At 50.0% G+C, this 16,183-nt stretch carries 20 protein-coding genes and 1 tRNA gene; 18 read left to right on the top strand and 3 right to left on the bottom strand.

The annotated features are described in order from the left end of the window. Nucleotides 1–41 precede the first annotated feature (41 nt). The 12 genes from ACQ6WK_RS08170 to ACQ6WK_RS08115 all read left to right on the top strand — a co-directional run bounded on the left by ACQ6WK_RS08170 (nucleotide 42) and on the right by ACQ6WK_RS08115 (nucleotide 8,446). Nucleotides 42–308 (top strand): BMC domain-containing protein, encoded by a 267-nt coding sequence (locus tag ACQ6WK_RS08170; RefSeq protein WP_432800251.1) that lies wholly within the window; start codon nucleotides 42–44, stop codon nucleotides 306–308. A 59-nt stretch (nucleotides 309–367) separates the two neighbouring features. Then, nucleotides 368–1,564: an acetate/propionate family kinase gene (locus tag ACQ6WK_RS08165; protein ID WP_432800250.1), complete on the top strand. Its 1,197-nt coding sequence runs from the start codon at nucleotides 368–370 to the stop codon at nucleotides 1,562–1,564. 26 nt (nucleotides 1,565–1,590) lie between these two features. Then, on the top strand, nucleotides 1,591–1,854 hold the full coding sequence (locus tag ACQ6WK_RS08160) for a BMC domain-containing protein (RefSeq protein ID WP_432800249.1): 264 nt from the start codon (nucleotides 1,591–1,593) through the stop codon (nucleotides 1,852–1,854). Between the two features lie 67 nt (nucleotides 1,855–1,921). Continuing rightward, on the top strand, nucleotides 1,922–2,242 hold the full coding sequence (locus tag ACQ6WK_RS08155; RefSeq protein ID WP_432800248.1) for a EutN/CcmL family microcompartment protein: 321 nt from the start codon (nucleotides 1,922–1,924) through the stop codon (nucleotides 2,240–2,242). A 54-nt stretch (nucleotides 2,243–2,296) separates the two neighbouring features. Next, the gene (locus tag ACQ6WK_RS08150; RefSeq protein ID WP_432800247.1) at nucleotides 2,297–3,721 is read left to right on the top strand and encodes an aldehyde dehydrogenase family protein; all 1,425 of its coding nucleotides are present in this window, start codon (nucleotides 2,297–2,299) and stop codon (nucleotides 3,719–3,721) included. A 20-nt stretch (nucleotides 3,722–3,741) separates the two neighbouring features. Further along, nucleotides 3,742–3,999 carry a EutN/CcmL family microcompartment protein gene (locus ACQ6WK_RS08145; RefSeq protein ID WP_432800246.1) on the top strand — a complete coding sequence of 86 codons (258 nt, stop codon included), beginning with the start codon at nucleotides 3,742–3,744 and terminating at the stop codon, nucleotides 3,997–3,999. 14 nt (nucleotides 4,000–4,013) lie between these two features. Continuing rightward, nucleotides 4,014–4,892, top strand: a complete 879-nt coding sequence (locus tag ACQ6WK_RS08140) for a hypothetical protein (RefSeq protein WP_432800245.1) — start codon at nucleotides 4,014–4,016, stop codon at nucleotides 4,890–4,892. 14 nt (nucleotides 4,893–4,906) lie between these two features. Beyond that, nucleotides 4,907–5,194: a EutN/CcmL family microcompartment protein gene (locus ACQ6WK_RS08135; protein WP_432800244.1), complete on the top strand. Its 288-nt coding sequence runs from the start codon at nucleotides 4,907–4,909 to the stop codon at nucleotides 5,192–5,194. A 9-nt stretch (nucleotides 5,195–5,203) separates the two neighbouring features. Then, complete coding sequence (locus ACQ6WK_RS08130; RefSeq protein WP_432800243.1) at nucleotides 5,204–6,091, top strand: class II aldolase/adducin family protein; 888 nt, start codon at nucleotides 5,204–5,206, stop codon at nucleotides 6,089–6,091. 37 nt (nucleotides 6,092–6,128) lie between these two features. Further along, nucleotides 6,129–7,052: a malate dehydrogenase gene (locus ACQ6WK_RS08125; RefSeq protein WP_432800242.1), complete on the top strand. Its 924-nt coding sequence runs from the start codon at nucleotides 6,129–6,131 to the stop codon at nucleotides 7,050–7,052. 75 nt (nucleotides 7,053–7,127) lie between these two features. Further along, nucleotides 7,128–7,889, top strand: coding sequence for a DeoR/GlpR family DNA-binding transcription regulator (locus tag ACQ6WK_RS08120; protein WP_432800241.1), 762 nt, complete (start codon nucleotides 7,128–7,130; stop codon nucleotides 7,887–7,889). Between the two features lie 164 nt (nucleotides 7,890–8,053). After that, nucleotides 8,054–8,446 carry a LysM peptidoglycan-binding domain-containing protein gene (locus tag ACQ6WK_RS08115; protein ID WP_432800240.1) on the top strand — a complete coding sequence of 131 codons (393 nt, stop codon included), beginning with the start codon at nucleotides 8,054–8,056 and terminating at the stop codon, nucleotides 8,444–8,446. A 33-nt stretch (nucleotides 8,447–8,479) separates the two neighbouring features. Here ACQ6WK_RS08115 and ACQ6WK_RS08110 read toward each other — a convergent pair whose 3' ends face one another. The 3 genes from ACQ6WK_RS08110 to ACQ6WK_RS08100 form a co-directional block, all read right to left on the bottom strand. Further along, the gene (locus ACQ6WK_RS08110; protein WP_432800239.1) at nucleotides 8,480–9,166 is read right to left on the bottom strand and encodes a leucyl/phenylalanyl-tRNA--protein transferase; all 687 of its coding nucleotides are present in this window, start codon (nucleotides 9,164–9,166) and stop codon (nucleotides 8,480–8,482) included. Continuing rightward, nucleotides 9,167–10,384 (bottom strand): exo-beta-N-acetylmuramidase NamZ family protein, encoded by a 1,218-nt coding sequence (locus ACQ6WK_RS08105; protein ID WP_432800238.1) that lies wholly within the window; start codon nucleotides 10,382–10,384, stop codon nucleotides 9,167–9,169. A 196-nt stretch (nucleotides 10,385–10,580) separates the two neighbouring features. Beyond that, nucleotides 10,581–10,653, bottom strand: a tRNA-Phe gene (locus ACQ6WK_RS08100). 207 nt (nucleotides 10,654–10,860) lie between these two features. Here ACQ6WK_RS08100 and rplK point away from each other — a divergent pair. The 6 genes from rplK to ACQ6WK_RS08070 all read left to right on the top strand — a co-directional run bounded on the left by rplK (nucleotide 10,861) and on the right by ACQ6WK_RS08070 (nucleotide 16,140). Beyond that, nucleotides 10,861–11,301: a 50S ribosomal protein L11 gene (gene rplK / locus ACQ6WK_RS08095; RefSeq protein ID WP_432800237.1), complete on the top strand. Its 441-nt coding sequence runs from the start codon at nucleotides 10,861–10,863 to the stop codon at nucleotides 11,299–11,301. A 169-nt stretch (nucleotides 11,302–11,470) separates the two neighbouring features. Next, nucleotides 11,471–12,148: a 50S ribosomal protein L1 gene (gene rplA / locus ACQ6WK_RS08090; RefSeq protein WP_432800236.1), complete on the top strand. Its 678-nt coding sequence runs from the start codon at nucleotides 11,471–11,473 to the stop codon at nucleotides 12,146–12,148. A 6-nt stretch (nucleotides 12,149–12,154) separates the two neighbouring features. Then, nucleotides 12,155–12,706, top strand: coding sequence for a 50S ribosomal protein L10 (gene rplJ, locus ACQ6WK_RS08085; RefSeq protein WP_432800235.1), 552 nt, complete (start codon nucleotides 12,155–12,157; stop codon nucleotides 12,704–12,706). Between the two features lie 144 nt (nucleotides 12,707–12,850). After that, nucleotides 12,851–13,228, top strand: a complete 378-nt coding sequence (gene rplL, locus ACQ6WK_RS08080; RefSeq protein ID WP_432800234.1) for a 50S ribosomal protein L7/L12 — start codon at nucleotides 12,851–12,853, stop codon at nucleotides 13,226–13,228. Nucleotides 13,229–13,438: 210 nt separating this feature from the next. Further along, nucleotides 13,439–13,987, top strand: coding sequence for an N-acetyltransferase family protein (locus ACQ6WK_RS08075; protein WP_432800233.1), 549 nt, complete (start codon nucleotides 13,439–13,441; stop codon nucleotides 13,985–13,987). Nucleotides 13,988–14,073: 86 nt separating this feature from the next. Further along, complete coding sequence (locus tag ACQ6WK_RS08070) at nucleotides 14,074–16,140, top strand: ATP-dependent DNA helicase (RefSeq protein ID WP_432800232.1); 2,067 nt, start codon at nucleotides 14,074–14,076, stop codon at nucleotides 16,138–16,140. Nucleotides 16,141–16,183 lie beyond the last annotated feature (43 nt).

Below are 16,183 nucleotides of genomic sequence, written 5' to 3'. Positions count from 1 at the left end.
AAAAACCAGCCAAAATCTTCAATATGAAGATAGTAGGAGTAATGAACATGAATGCACTCGGCATGATTGAAACCAAAGGGCAAACTGGATTGGTCGAAGCGACCGACGCGATGCTCAAAGCAGCGAATGTGACACTTGAAAAAACCATCCCTATCGGCGGCGCATTTGTTTCTGTCGTGGTTAAAGGTGATGTCGGCTCGGTGAAAGCTGCTGTTGACGCAGGTGCCGCGGCTGCTGGTCGTGTTGGCGAGCTTGTTGCCGCTCACGTGATCGCACGTCCACACGATGCGCTGCTTACGAATTTTTAAGCCGCATGTGATGTACGCAGTTGTCAGAGTCAACCCTCTTTACGGATCGTAATGTCATCATGACCAAAATACTGGTTGCCAACTTGGGTTCAACGAGTTTCAAGTACAAGTTGCTTGAGATGAGTGATGCTGAACATGAGCTTGCCTCAGGTGCATGCGAACGCATCGGCCAAAGCATGCCGGGTACGTGGCAGTTGAAGGTTGGCGATGAGATCAAATCCGGCGAAGTGGTGTTTGAAGATCATGCTGCTGCGGTTGAATTGCATTTAAGCGAATTGATTGAGTGTGGCGTGATTGCTTCAGTCTCGGATGTGGCTGCGATTGGTTTTAAGGCGGTGCATGGTGGACCGATCAGCGGAGCCGTGCGTGTCGATGATGAAGTGCTCGAAACGATGGCTCGATTCAATGTTTTGGCACCGGCGCATAATCCTCCGTACATCGCGGCGATGAAAGCTCTGAAGCGTGTGGCGCCAGATACCGAGCAGGTAGCGGTTTTTGAAACGGCTTATCACCAGACCATTCCCGCAGCACGTCAGGTTTATGGTGTGCCTCATGAATGGTATGAGCAGTACGGCATCAGGCGGTACGGGTTCCACGGCGCCAGCCATAGCTATATCGCATCGCGCATGAATAAGATTGATCCTGCTGCGAAGCGGATCATCAATTGTCATCTTGGCGGGTCGTGTTCGATCTGTGCGATCAAAGACGGCAAAAGTGTGGCAAATAGCTTTGGGACCACGCCGCAGTCAGGTGTGCTGCATAACAACCGTACCGGTGATCTAGATGTTTTCTCGGTATTGGCCATGCGAAAGCACGGCTTGTCTGAAGAAGACATTTTTTCCCAACTTGGAAAACAAGGCGGATTGCTAGGCATCAGTGGCCTTAGTGCAGATATTCGCGATATTGAAGAGGCTGCTGCGACAGGACACGAGCAGGCGCAGCTTGCGATTGACGCATTTGTTGAATCGTGCCGCCATTACATCGGCGCGTATCTCGTAGCGCTCGGCGGCATGGATGCGATCACATTCACTGGCGGGATCGGTCAGCATGGCAAGCAGATCAGAGCGGCCATTCTGAAAGATCTTGGTTTTGCCGGGATTGTGATGGATGATGTGAAAAACAAGGCGGCGGACGGTAACGATGAAAATCGTATTGATCACGCGGATAGCGCCGTACGGATTTGGGTGCTTCCGACGAATGAAGAATTGATGGTAGCCCGTCAGACGGTGGCGGTGCTGCAAAAACAGAATATTTAAACAATCAAACATGATTGGAGTTAACAATGGCTTCTAAAGCATTAGGTTTAATCGAAACAAAGGGGCTGATCGCAGCCATCGAAGCAACAGACGCGGCACTTAAGTCTGCTGATGTGAAGTATGTGCGTAATGACAAAGTCGGCAGCGGCTACGTTGCGGTTGCATTTGAAGGTGATGTTGCAGCAGTCAAGGCCGCGGTGGATGCGGGCGCTGAAGCGGCTCGTCGTGTTGGTGAAGTGCTCAGTGTCAACGTAATTGCACGTCCGCATGAAGATGTCAGCAAGCTCTGATCACTGGGTATGTAGACGCTGTTGTTCTGCATAATGTAGATCATTCACGCAAGATAGGAGACGGATCATGTTTCTTGGACGCGTACAAGGTCATATTGTTGCCACTGCGAAAGACCCTGCGATTTCAGGGCAAAAGTTGCTCATGATCGAACCGTTGAAGGTTGATTATGTCGGTAATGGTGGGCAGGATGGCAAAGCCAATGGCTTCTCTGCAACGGGGCGCGCGATTGTGGCGATGGACATGATCGGAGCTGGCGAAGGACAGCTTGTTTTGATTGTGCAAGGTTCCAGCGCCCGTATGGCTGATGGCTGCAATAAGTTGCCAACTGATGCGGTGGTGGTGGGTATCGTGGATGAGGCAGTGGTGATGGGTAAGAAGATCAGTTGATGTTTGTGGCCGAACGAATATTTGTAATCCCGCGTGGCGGATTAAGGTAAGCATATGACTGCGGTAGATAATGAACTTATTCAACGGGTTGTGGCGGAGGTGATGGGACGGATGAACGGAACGGCTGCGCCCGTGGCAGGTTCGCAAGTCAATCCGGGGCAGGCGCAAGATGGGTTGTTTGCTGATGTTGATACTGCGATTGCTGCAGCCAAGAAATCACAACAGCAACTCGTGAAAGCTGGTGTAGATGTTCGTGGTGAGATCTGCGATCTCTTCAAGCGCATTGCAACGGAAAACGCTGAGGCATGGGGACGTTTTGAGCTTGATGAAACCAAAGTTGGGCGGTTGGATCATAAGATCGCTAAGCTGGAGCTTCTGCAAGGTGTACCCGGGACTGAGTTTCTACAAACACAAGCGCACTCCGGCGACAGTGGTATTGCATTGGATGAAGCGGCACCGTGGGGTGTGATCGGTGTGATCACGCCAGTGACGCATTCAATTCCGACGATGACCGCGAATGCGATCAACATGATTGCGGCTGGTAACACGATGGTGGTGAATGCTCATCCGTCCGGCGCAAAGTCAGTCGCCTTAGCAACACAAACCTACAACCGCGCGATCAAAGAACAGTTCGGCATTGACCCTTTGATCTGTGTCATCAATCCACCAACCCTTCGTACTGCAGAGCAGATTTTTCAGCATCCTGAAATCCCGATGCTTGTTGCTACTGGAGGTCCGGCTGTTGCGCGAGCTGCGATGAAGCAGCCGAAGCGATCTGTTGTTGCTGGGCCGGGCAATCCGCCGGTGGTCGTGGATGAAACGGCAGATCTTAAGCGGGCGGCTGAGTCGATCATTGTTGGTGCCGCCTTTGATAATAATCTGCTTTGCATTGGTGAAAAGGAAGTCTTCGTCGTCGAAAAAATCTTTGGCACGTTCATGAATGAAATGGAGCGCTCAGGAGCGCAACGACTATCCAAAGAAGAAGTTGATCGCCTCACCAAAGCGGCTTTCACCTGGCAGAAAGATCACTTCGTCCTGAACAAAGATATGATCGGCAAGGACCCGCAGGTGCTCGGCCAGCTTGCCGGGATCGATGTGAAGCCTGATGTTGAATTGCTCTTCGGTGAAACTGATGAGGGTAATCCATTTGTGGCTGAAGAGCAGATGATGCCGTTCGTGCCCATTGTGATGGTGAAGAATTTCGAGGAAGGTCTCGCACTTGCTGTGAAGCATGAGCACGGGTTCGGGCACACCGCGCTGATTCACTCAAATAATCTTGCCAACATCACACGCATGGGCACGGTCATGAACACGACGATCTTTGTTGTTAATGGTCCATGTACCGCTGGCCTTGGCGCGGATGGTGAAGGGTATCCAAGTTACTCGATCGCTACGCCAACGGGTGAAGGCATCACGAACCCGATGACGTTTACGCGTTTCCGTCGATGCGGCATCAGTCAATCGCTTCGCATGGTTTAAGTCTACAAGGAATTATAATCATGCAATTAGCCCGGATACTTGGTAGAGCGACAAGCACCGTGAAACACTCTTCATTGCAAGGGCAGAAGTTGCTCGTGGCAGAAATGCTTGGAGCTAATAAGCAAGGTGTGGGTGACCCAGTTTTAGTGTTGGATCACTTGGGTGCCGGTGCGAATGATGTGGTGGTGATCACCAGTGATGGTCTTGGCTTGCGTGAAATGTTAAATGATATACAGAGCCCCGTACGTTGGTGGACGCTCGGTATTATGGATGAATAGGATCGTATCGAATCATGAGTTCGCAGATTGATGAACAGCTTGTACAACTGGTCACAGAAAAAGTGATCGAAGCCATTGCTGCAAAGCAAGCAGGTACGCTGTCATCTACGGCTGAGATCCATCCGCCCGCAGGAACCTGCACCGGCGATTACTCAAAATTTACTGAGATGAAGAAGCGCTCGGTGTTGCAACCTGCCGCAGCATCGCAGCAGGAAATGTTTTCATCGCCAACTCAGCATGAATCTGTTCTGACAGGTTTCGTCACTGCACGACAACTTGATGATCTCTATCGTGATGGAAAACGTGACATGCTTGTGGCGTACGAAGCTCAGCTGACTCCTTTGGCGCAGGATTTCATCAAGGAAAAACAGATCACGATCAAGCGAGCTAGTAGCTTAAATAGTAAGCAAGCGGCGAAGCTGAACGTGCAGGGCAGGTGGGGCTGGTGGATTGATGGTTTTTGCCCGGTCGTGCAGGAGCTTGGCGGTAAGCTACAGCAACGCATCGAAATGATCTCCGCCAGCCAGACCGGATTGCAGATGATTGAGATCGTGCAGAAACTCGAAAGAATGTTGTGCGAGAAAGATGTTTGCGGTGGATTGATTTTTGTTCCCGATGCATCGCGGGCAGCACTCTATATGAATAAATCGCCGCACATTCGCGCCGTGATTGGGCGTTGCGCTCAGTCACTCAGCGAAGCTCAAAAGCAGCTTGGCCCCAATGTGGTGATCATAGAGTATCCTTACACGAAGGGTAATGTGATCAAGGATTTAGTTTCGCAGATGATGCGATCTATCCCTCAGCCGCAGCCGTTAGTTGAACGTGAACTGCAGCAGCTTACGCAGGCGTCAGTGTCGCCGAGAAAGGATTGTTCGTGCGGATCGGTCGCGTGATAGGACAGGTTGTGATGGGCCGTAAGTTGGCGTCATTGGATGCAGGGCGGTTCCTGATTGTCGAAGCGTTTGATCATCAGGCGCTTTACGGTCACGATAAGCAAGTGCCGCGCAAAGCCTCTATGCCTGAATCGTTGGTGGTGTATGATGAGCTTGGAGCTGGAGCTGGTCAGTGTGTCGGTATTAGCGAGGGGAGAGAAGCCGGGATGCCGTTTTATCCCGAGCATGTTCCGATCGACGCTTACATCAGCGCGATTTTGGACGAGATTGAATTAACAACAAGCTTAGATGTTGTGGAATAGGAAACTGTGATGGAAAAACCAATCTGGCAATTAAAAAAAGATATGTGCGAGATCGGCAAGAATATTTGGATGCGCCAATACTGTGCCGGCAACGAAGGCAATCACTCGGTGAAGGTTAGCGATGATCGTTTTCTCGTGACGCCGACCGGGATCAGCAAGGGCTTCCTTACGCCGGACGATATCTGCCTTGTAGATGGTAAAGGTGATCTGGTCGAGCCGAACAGTAAAGGTCGCCGTCCCAGTAGCGAAATTAAAGTTCACCTTGCGATTTATCGTGTCCGTAAAGATGTAAATGCGGTCATCCACAGCCATCCGCCGCATGCAACTGCTTTCGCTATTGCGGGCATTCCGCTTCCGGAAGGTGTTCATCCCGAAGCAGAGGTTTTCCTCGGTAAGGTTAAGACTGCTAAGTTCGCCATGCCTTCTACTGAAGATCTGCCTAACAGTTTGCTCCCGCTCATTAACGAGCAAACCAATACGCTGCTTATGGGCAATCACGGTTCGGTTAGTTTCTCGTTCGATCTCACCGATGCGTATTACAAACTCGAAATCCTCGATGCTTATTGCCGTATCTTGCTGCTTACCAAGCAAGTCGGCAAGATCAATATTCTTTCACAAAGTGATATGCAGGGATTGTTGAAGGTGAAAGAAAGCTTTGGTCTTCCAGATGAGCGTCTTGCTTGTGTTGACGAAGGGTGTGTTGGCAGCGAGAACAATCAATTCCTCACTACCTTTGGTGTTGAACCTGCGACTGCAGTCTGTGATGGTGATAGTGGCAACGTCGTGTCACGTGGCAGTGACAAGCCTGCGATGCAGAACGATGAAATGGAAGCACTTGTTCAGGCCATCACGACACAGATTATGAAATCGTTAGAACAAAAAACAGTCGGCCAGTAATCGGCCATTTCAATAAGCAAGAGAGAGTGTTACAAATATGTCTATTAAAGTAGCGATTATTGGCGGCGGTGGGCGTGTCGGTTCAAACGCAGCATTTGCCTTGCAATGTGGTGGTATCGTTCGTGAAATCACGCTTGTTGATGCCAATCCCGATTTAGCTGCCGGCGAAGCACTTGATCTTCTGCACGGTTCATCCATTGCAGGCGATCAAATCATTAGTTCTGGCAGCCCATCAGATGTAGCTGATGCTGATGTGGTTTGCATCACCGCGGGCTCTCGCCGCAAGCCAGATGAAAGCCGCCTGGATCTGATTAACCGTAATGTTTCGATCTTCAAATCTATTCTTGATGATCTTCGCAGCAATAATCTCAAGCGGGACGCGATCATCTTTGTTGTCTCCAATCCGGTCGACATTCTTACTCGCATGGTGGTTGAATATCTCGGTTGGCCCGCAGAAAAAGTCATGGGGCTTGGCACGGTTCTTGATACCGCACGATTCCGTTCCATGATCGCTGCTGATCAACAACTTCCGCCTACGCAGATTAAAGCCCTCATCCTCGGCGAACACGGTGACAGCATGGTTCCGATCTGGTCGTCAGCTACTGTTGGTGGTGTCTCCCTAACCAGTATGCTTTCGGTTAATCAGCAGAATGAGCTATTTACCCGCACACGTGGCTCTGGTGCCGAAGTTATCAAACGCAAGGGTGGTGCAGGTTATGCCGTCGGCGTCAGCATTGCGGATGTTATTCACAGTATCGCGCTCGATGATCATCGTATCCTCCCTATCAGTACATGTATGAGCGGGCAATACGGTGTTCGCGGTACCTGCTTTAGCCTCCCCACGGTGGTTGGGCGATCTGGTGTGATCAAGGCCCACGAAGTCGAGCTATGGCCCAAGGAAACATCCGCCCTTCAGGCTAGTGCAAAAGCACTTGACGCAACGTGGGCAAAGCTGAGTTAAATTGGAAATTCGTGCCGCAGTATGTCACAATAGCGCGTCTGGAAAGACTCGTAAACGCACAAAGAGGCAAGTGGTATGCTGATTATTGAACGGCAACAAAAACTGATCGATATGCTCCGTGAGCATAAAACCATGCAGCTTGATGACATGGCAGCCCAACTTGGGGTCTCGTCCTCCACAGTGCGCCGTGATCTTGAAGTGCTGGAGAAGCAGGGGCTTCTTGAACGTACGCGGGCAGGGGCTGTATATCACAGCAATGCTGTTGCTGACAATGAACCCACCTTTGCCCTTGCCGGCCGGATGAAAGAACATATCGATGCCAAGCGTCGGATTGGCCAGAAAGCCGCACAAATGGTTGAGCCCGGCATGACCGTTCTGCTCGACGGCGGATCGACTGTCATCTATGCTGCCCAGCAATTCAATGCCCGCCCGTTACAGGTTGTTACTAACAGCCTGTCGATCAGTAACCTATATAAAGATGATGAGCAGATCGAGCTGATGCTCATTGGTGGGTCGCTTTATCCACGAACCGAAATCACTGTTGGGCCGATTGCGAATGCTGCACTTGATGCTATCCACGCTGACATACTCATGTTCAGCCTTGCTGGCGTCCACGATGGGCACCTTTTTAACATCAATATGAGTATGGCTGAGACCGAACGTCATATGATGAAACGAGCCAGCAAAAAGATCGCTTTGATGGATTCCAGTAAATTTGGCCGCAAAAGCCTTGCCCGTGTTTGTGACTGTGAAGAGTTAGATCTGATCATCACTGATGCCGCGATTGATCCACAGTGGCAAAAAGAGCTGGGTGACCGTCTTGTCATTGCGCGCTGATGGCGATTACGTTCATGACGCCATTCACAAAATTCCAATATTTACCAACGATGATCCTGCGGTATGGTTATGAAAAAGATTGCCAGCTGCATGACTTTGCCTTATAACTCACCCATGTAGCCGATGGATTCGGCCTGATTAGAGATACCTATGGAGAGGTCATCATGAAGTATGCCTTTGCACTTTCGCTCGTTGCGGCCGGTTCTTTCTTGGTTGGTTGCCAAAACCAGCCGAAACCGATGCAGATCGTTCCGCCGCCACCATCCAGCAGTTCTTCTTCGCTCTACCAGCCTGCTCAAGTAGAAGCAGGTGCGAACCAAACCATTGAAGTCGAATCACAGGTTCAGTTTGTCGATCCACCTGCTGTAGCTGATGTTCCTGCTGTGGCGCCTGCAATCGGCGGATCAACTACCTATGTCATTCAAAAAGGTGATACGCTCTGGTCGATCGCGCAGCGACACTACGGGAGTGGTTTAAAATGGCCTGATATTGTTAGCGCTAATCCCGGCATTCGTGAGAAAGTATTGATCCCCGGTAAGACCATCACACTTCCATAAAGAAGAGGTGATTTCATAAGCAACACAGGCCGCTCATAGCGAGCGGCTTTTTTCTTGTGCATGCTGCCATGCGACAGGCTTTTGGATCGCGTTGTGAAGTGATTCCATGTACTGTGCTCGACTGATTTCGAGTACGCCGAATTGTTCGATGTGCGGATTAGAAAACTGTACATCAAAAAGTAAAAACTCTCGTTGCTGTAAATGCTCGACAAGTTTCACCAGCGCGACTTTTGATGCATCGCGTACCCGACTGAACATTGATTCCCCGAAAAACGCGCCGCCTAAATGTACACCATATATGCCGCCGACTAAGACACGGTCGTGCACACTGTCATAGAGTGCGTTATCCATTTCCTCACGATCGACTTGATCAGAAGGTAGCCACGTTTCGATGCTGTGTGCGTAGCCACGCTCATATAGTTCGCAGTACAACGCGATGATTGGTTCGGTGATCCATGTCTCTTCGCGGCCTGGCCTGCTTAGTGCGCATTCAATCATCACTGCATGAAACGCGCGGTCATGCGTTACCTGAAATTTATTTTGCCTTACTGTTCGGGCAAGTCGTCTTGGTACGTGAAAATCGCCAGGCGTGATCGGTTGGATCGTTCGAGGGTCAGGCGAATACCACTGCAATTCTTTTGTATCCGGATCGCCCATCGGAAACGCGCCACTGCAGTACGCATTCAACAGCATGTCAGATGTGATTGTGTCGCTGTTCATTCAGGCCAGATTATACAGCAAACACCCTGAAACCCGATCAGTCCAATTGCCAATTTCTGTCCATTTAACAACATGTTTACGCATCTCAGCTTCGCTTGGCCGCCCTTCGATAACTTTGCGAATATCTTCCCTACCGATGAGACGATCGAAGTGATCTGCTCCCGTATAGTTGTTCGCTGTTGGGTACGTCGCCCACGCGACATCTCCATCATAGTCTCGCCAAATCAGATAGCTAAGCCAAAGTCCAGTCGCCACTGGTCGAAACGTAGATTTGTCAGCAACGTGAAGCATCACGCCCCGGCAAGTTTCGCCTTTGTACCAGCTGTCTGCGGGGATGTAAGTAGCCGGTCGCGCATAAACACCCGGCAATTCAAGCGAATTAAACTTATCTGCAAGTTCATGTTCTCGAATCCATGGCGCGCCGATTGCGCGGAATGGGAATGATGTGCCGCGAGCTTCTGAGATATTCATGCCTTCAAATAGCGTTGTGCCCGGATAGATCAATCCTTCTTCAGCACTGTTCATTGCAGGAGATGTTGGCACAAATGATAGTCCCGTATCTTGCCAATCCATCGAACGATTGTAGTGGCGCATGGCTACCACGTTGAGATCTGCTTCAATCTTTTTTTGCTCATTCCAGTAGTTTGCAAGTTCGCCCATGGTCAGGCTATGCCGAACCGGAATATCCCATCGTCCAACCAATGAATTGAAGGTTGTTTCATCAAGGATTGGTCCTTCTGCTAATCTAAGATCACATCCAATTGGATTGGGTCGGTCTAACACATAGATAGATTTCTTCGCCTTCGCACATTTTTCAAGGATGTGTGACATCGTCCAGATATAGGTATAAAAACGTGCTCCAATATCTGGCACGTCAATCATCAAAACATCAATCTCTTTCAACATGGTATCTGTTGGTGCGAAATGTTTGCCGTATAAGGAATGGATTGGCAGTCCAGTTAAGCCATCCGTCGCACTGCCTACCGTTGCGCCATCCGCCTCTGCTGCGCCAATCCCATGTTCTGGCGAGAACAATGCGACGAGGTTGATTTCTGAGTCATGGATTGCCAGCCGTGAGACCGCATACGGATGTGGCCGTGCTGCTGTGGTTGCAGCGTCATTGGTCAATAGCCCGACCCTGGCTTTTTTCAGTTTCTCAGGAACATCTGCGAGTAAGACATCCACGCCAAACAGCACTTCATGTTTTGTTGCGTTCATGACCCAAATCATATCGCAAAGTGCTGGAGATGTATTGGTCTTATAGAAGTATTTAGGGTATTGAAGGGTCTGCGTCACGTGTTGTGGTGCTACCGCTCGTGACAGAGAGGCTTGAGGAACGCTGGCGAGTGAAAATGAGGCTGAAATGACAATAAAATAACCTCGCTAATCATTGTGATTGCGAGGCTTACGTCAATGGCCAGACCCGGACTTGAACCGGGGACACCGGCATTTTCAATGCCGTGCTCTACCAACTGAGCTATCTGGCCGCGTTGGCTGATCTAAATATCAGAGCACACAAGATTAGCGTTCCTTCCCGGCCTGTCAAATACATCTGCCCGCGGGTTGGCATTCTGTGGACAATGCTTGTATAGTATGCGACTCGCTCCTGATCGCGTTTGCGCCCTCACTGCATCGCTTTCGGGACCTCGATCAGACTATATTTATTGCTTCAGACTTAAACTTGGGAGCCAGTCATGGCCAAGAAGGAAATTACATCGCAGTTCAAGATTCAGGCGGCCGGCGGTCAAGCCACTCCGGCACCTCCAATCGGTCCTGCGCTCGGTGCTCACGGTGTGAACCCCGGGCAGTTTATTCAACAGTTCAACGATCGTACCAAAGCTATGAACGGCAAGGTCGTGGGTTGTGTGATTACTGTCTATAAAGACCGCACCTTTGAGTTCGAAGTAAAAAGCCCACCGGCTGCGGTGCTGATTAAAGATGCTGCTGGCATCGAAAAAGGCAGCGGCGTACCTCACAAAGATAAAGTCGGTTCCATTACCGCCGAGCAGTGCAAAGCCATCGCTCAGGAGAAGGTCAAAGAAATGACCGGCGGCAGCGTCGAAGCCATGATGCGAACCGTTGCGGGTACCGCTCGTTCAATGGGCGTGACCGTTGAAGGCATGGAAGCTGAGTAAGCTTTTGCCGCAAGCCTTCATGGCTTGTCACATCAAAACAGTTAATCGCTCACCACGTGCGACAAATCGTGGGAGATGACCCACCCCCGACCCCGGGAAGATATGGTTTGTGAAAAGCAAATCAATCTGATGGAAATGGAATTGGTGGGAATTCGAAAGGATCCGACCTATGCCTAAAACAGGCAAAAGATTCCGCGCCGATTTGGAGAAACGCGTCGCAGACGTGCTTCCTCTGGAAGATGCGGTCAAGAAATTGAAAGAGTTCGGCAAGACCAAGTTCGATCAAACGGTTGAAGTTGTGCTTCACCTCGGCATCGATCCGCGGCAAGCTGACCAGCAAATCCGTGGAGCGATTTCGTTGCCGCATGGTGTGGGCGCTTCAAAGCGTGTGATCGCTTTTTGTGGCCCTGAGAAAATCGAAGAAGCCAAAGCGGCTGGCGCGATCGAAGCTGGCGGCGAAGAGCTCGTCAAGAAGATCGAAGGCGGCTGGTTTGAATTCGATGTTGCGATTGCAGATCCACCCATGATGCGTGTGATCGCCAAGCTCGGTCGCACACTTGGACCAAAGGGTTTGATGCCTTCACCCAAGGCTGGCACCGTGACGCCAAACATTGCAGATGCAGTCAAAGAATATGCTGCTGGTAAAGTAGAATACCGCAACGACAGTGGCGGCAACATCCACGCAGCTGTTGGTAAATTCAGTTTTGATGACAAGATGATCGTAGAAAATGCTCAGGCATTCATCGATCACATGCACCGTCTGAAGCCTTCGTCAACCAAGGGGCATTACGTCAAGAAGATCGCAATCGCAGCAACCATGACGCCTAGCGTCCTAGTGGCGGAGTAATCGACCATGAGTAAACCAGTAAAAAATCTGATCAAAGATTCTTACAAACGTAAGTTCGAAGGGCTCACCGGCGCTGTTGTTGTGGATATCCGTGGTATTGAATCCAACGATAACAACCGCATGCGTGCTGATCTTCGTTCCAAGCAAATTAAGATCACTGTCGTGAACAACAACCTCGCGAAGGCGACGTTCACCGGCACAGAAATGGCTGAGATCAATGATGTCCTCGACGGACCATCAGCCATGATTTATCCCACCAGTGAAGAAGTAAGTGTTGTCAATGTGGCACGCGAGCTGATCACTTGGTCTAAAGAGCTCAAGGCTTTTGAGTTCAAGGGTGCGGTCATGGAAGGCATCGTTTTCGGTGCTGATGAAATCAAGAAGCTCAGCGAATACCCAACCAAGGAAGAAGCGCAAGCCAAGGTCGTGCAGATCATTCTCACACCGGCTCAGAATCTTGTCGGTGCCATCAAAAGCCCCGCAAGCAACATCGCTTCCATCCTCAAAACTATCCAGGAAAAACTGGAGAGCGGCGAAGAAATCAAGAAGGTTGGCTAAGCCCATCTTCAAGATTTATTCGCAACAACTGCTGCAAGATGCAGCTTAACATTGACATTCCATTGGACTGGCCCCACGGGGTTAAATCGCCGCAAGGTGCAGCGACCTCTCTAATGATTAGCGTTTTAAACAAGGTTTAGAAAAATGGCAGAAATCAAAGAACTCGGCGATCAGCTCGTAGCACTCACCCTTAAAGAAGCAGTCGATCTGGCTGACTACCTCAAGGAAGAGTACAACATCGAACCAGCAGCAGGCGGTGCCGTCATGATGGCAGGTCCAGCAGCAGGTGCTGGTGAAGAAGCCGAAGAGAAGACCGAATTCGACGTTATCCTCAAGGCAGCTGGCGACAAAAAGATTCAAGTCATCAAGGTTGTCCGCGAAGCAACCGGTCTTGGTCTCAAAGAAGCCAAGGAACTCGTCGACGGTGCACCAAAGGCACTCAAGGAAGGTGTTGCCAAGGACGAAGCCGAAGCGCTCGCCGAGAAGGTCAAAGAAGCTGGTGGCGAAGTCGAAGTCAAGTAACGTCGTTTCGACATCTGATTCTGAAATCAGACTTAAAAGAACCGTGTCCGAGTGGCACGGTTTTTTTGTGTCTAGAAAGTCGATCTTTAATTTCTCCGATAGTAATGATAATCGTGAATTGCCGCAGGATGAGCCGACATCGGAATATATAAGCATGGTTAGTTTTGGATTGGATCACACAAAAGACATATTTGTGCTTAGAATGTAATTATGCCTACAGCCAGTCGATATCCTGAACAATACACGTGTTTAAAGCATCTACATGATGATGAAAAAGTGGAGTTCCGTGTGATTCGACCAGACGATGAATCACTCATGGTGAAATTCCACCATATGCTTTCGCCTCTCAGTGTGCGCCGCCGATATTTTGATTCCTTGTCTCTCGAAGCTCGGATTGATCATGATCGCCTCACCCGTATCTGTGATCCGAATCTTGAGAATGAGATTGCCATCGTCGCAGATCATTTTGACAAGGAAACAGATGGGCACGACATCGTTGCTGTTGGCAGACTGGAGGATACAACCGATGGAACATCTGCTGAGTTTGCGATTGTGATTGCTGACGCTTGGCAGCGCAAAGGGCTTGGCAAAATCTTGATGCGGCAATTAATCATATTGGCCCAAAAGAAGGGGCTCGCAAGTATTCATGCGGAGCTGATGCCCGAGAACAAATCGATGCGTATGCTCTTGCGATCGCTTCAATTTAAGATCACGGACGATTATGAAGATCACACCACTTACGCTTCACTGATTATCTAGAGCGAGACATACTTCGTCTTTTATCCCTGATACAATACATCACTGTGTGGCAACATCAGGTGCCGCTCATTGAGTGTATAACTGCAATGGCCTTTAATCCTTCCGACATCCTCGCGCCAGATGGTCCTATTGCCCGCAGGCTTGGCGATCAATTTGAACTGCGCCCGCAGCAACTCGATATGATTCACGCCGTCACGGATGCTTTGCAAACAGGCGACAATTTACTTGTTGAGGCTGGTACAGGTGTTGGGAAATCATTTGCATATCTTTTGCCCGCGGTGTCACATCTTCTCAGTCCAGAAGAGCAAGGAGGTCCGCGCAAGCGCATCGTCATCTCTACACATACGATTGCATTGCAAGAGCAACTTATCGAAAAAGATATTCCATTGTTACAAGCCGTCGTGCCGGATGAATTTTCTGCGGTACTCGTGAAGGGCCGCAGCAATTACGTCTCTCTCCGACGTGCAACGAAAGCCTATGACCGTGCGAATCAACTGTTTGATACAGATGCAGCCTTCCGTTCGCTTGATCAGATCATCCACTGGACCAAACGCACCGAAGATGGCACGCTTGCCACTTTGCCACAACTGGAACAGCAATCGGTCTGGCAGGAAGTCCAGAGTGAATCCGAAGACTGTCTCGGCAAGCGATGCACGACCTTCAACAAGTGTTTCTTTCAGGCAGCACGTCGTCGTATGGATAACGCCGATATCCTTGTTGTGAATCACGCACTATTTTTTGCTGACCTTGCGCTCCGTAAAGAAGGCTTTGCTATCTTGCCGAACTATGATGCTGTTATTCTTGATGAAGCCCATACGATCGAAGATACAGCTGCGGATTACTTCGGTGTTTCTGTTAGCCAATACCAAGTCAACTTTGCGCTCTCTCGTCTCCGTCATGCTCGCAAGAAGCGTGGCATCTTGTTCGCCATGCAGCACAAGATCGAGATGGATCTTTATAACAAAGCGATTGAAGCGATTGAGCGTGTTCGTGTGACGGCTGATGCCTTCTTTGAAGATCTTGTCACGTGGCAGGAAACCGTAGGCAGATCCAACGGCCGCATTACGCAGCCGGATATCATCGAAAACCAACTTACCGGTGAGTTCAAACGCCTCTCACTCGCGCTCCGTATGATCGTCGACTATCTCACCGAGGACGATGACCGTCTCGAACTTCGTAACGCTGCCAATCAAATCGATTCATTGGGCATGGCTGTCGACACACTTATCCAACAAAAACAAAGCGACTCCGTGTACTGGCTTGAAGTCAGCCAAAAATCACGCTTTCGCCGGGTCAAGCTCTGCTCTGCGCCGATTGATGTTGGTACGCTTCTACAAAGTAGTTTGTTTGAAGCCAAAACAGCTGATGGTAATGCTCTTCCTGTGATCCTCACCAGCGCGACACTCGCAACGCAAACCCGAAACGATAACCCAGATAAATCCGGCTTCGAGCACATTCAATCTCGGCTCGGTTGTTCAAACGCACAAGTCCTACAACTTGGCTCACCTTTTGATTATCAAAGCCAAGCGGAGTTGTATCTTGAACGCTCGATGCCTGAACCTTCCAGCAATACATATCTTCAAAAGCTCACACCTATCCTGATCGATCACCTCGAACGATCGCACGGTGGGGCTTTCATTCTTTTCACCAGCTATAAACTTTTGCGTGAAGTTCGCGCTGCGATTACGGAGCCGTTGACTCGCCTAGGCATGCCTATGCTCGTTCAGGGCGATGGGATCACTCGTACGCAACTACTCGAGCAGTTCAAAGCCGATCGGCATAGTGTTCTGCTTGGCACGGATTCATTCTGGCAGGGCGTCGATGTTCGCGGTGACAACCTCCGCAACGTCATCATCACCCGGCTGCCATTTCAAGTGCCAGATCGCCCGCTGATTGAAGCACGTATCCAACGTATTGAAGCACGCGGTGGATCATCCTTCATGCACTACTCACTCCCCGAAGCCATTCTCAAATTCAAGCAAGGTTTCGGACGACTCATCCGCTCCAAACAAGATACGGGCTCCGTGGTCATCCTCGATTCACGTATTATGACCAAATCGTATGGCCGCCTCTTTCTACAATCTCTCCCGGAGCTTCCCATTGTCTACAGTTCTCCTCAGCAAGACCCTTACGCAGAACAAGAATACTCCTAGCTGCACTGTTGATCATGTTCACGCACAAGTTAGTTTGGTATTA

The organism is Poriferisphaera sp. WC338 (assembly GCF_050931845.1).
Lineage (GTDB): Bacteria > Planctomycetota > Phycisphaerae > Phycisphaerales > Phycisphaeraceae > Poriferisphaera.
Note: the sequence above shows the minus strand (reverse complement) of the source record. Positions and strands in the feature narration are given on the sequence as shown.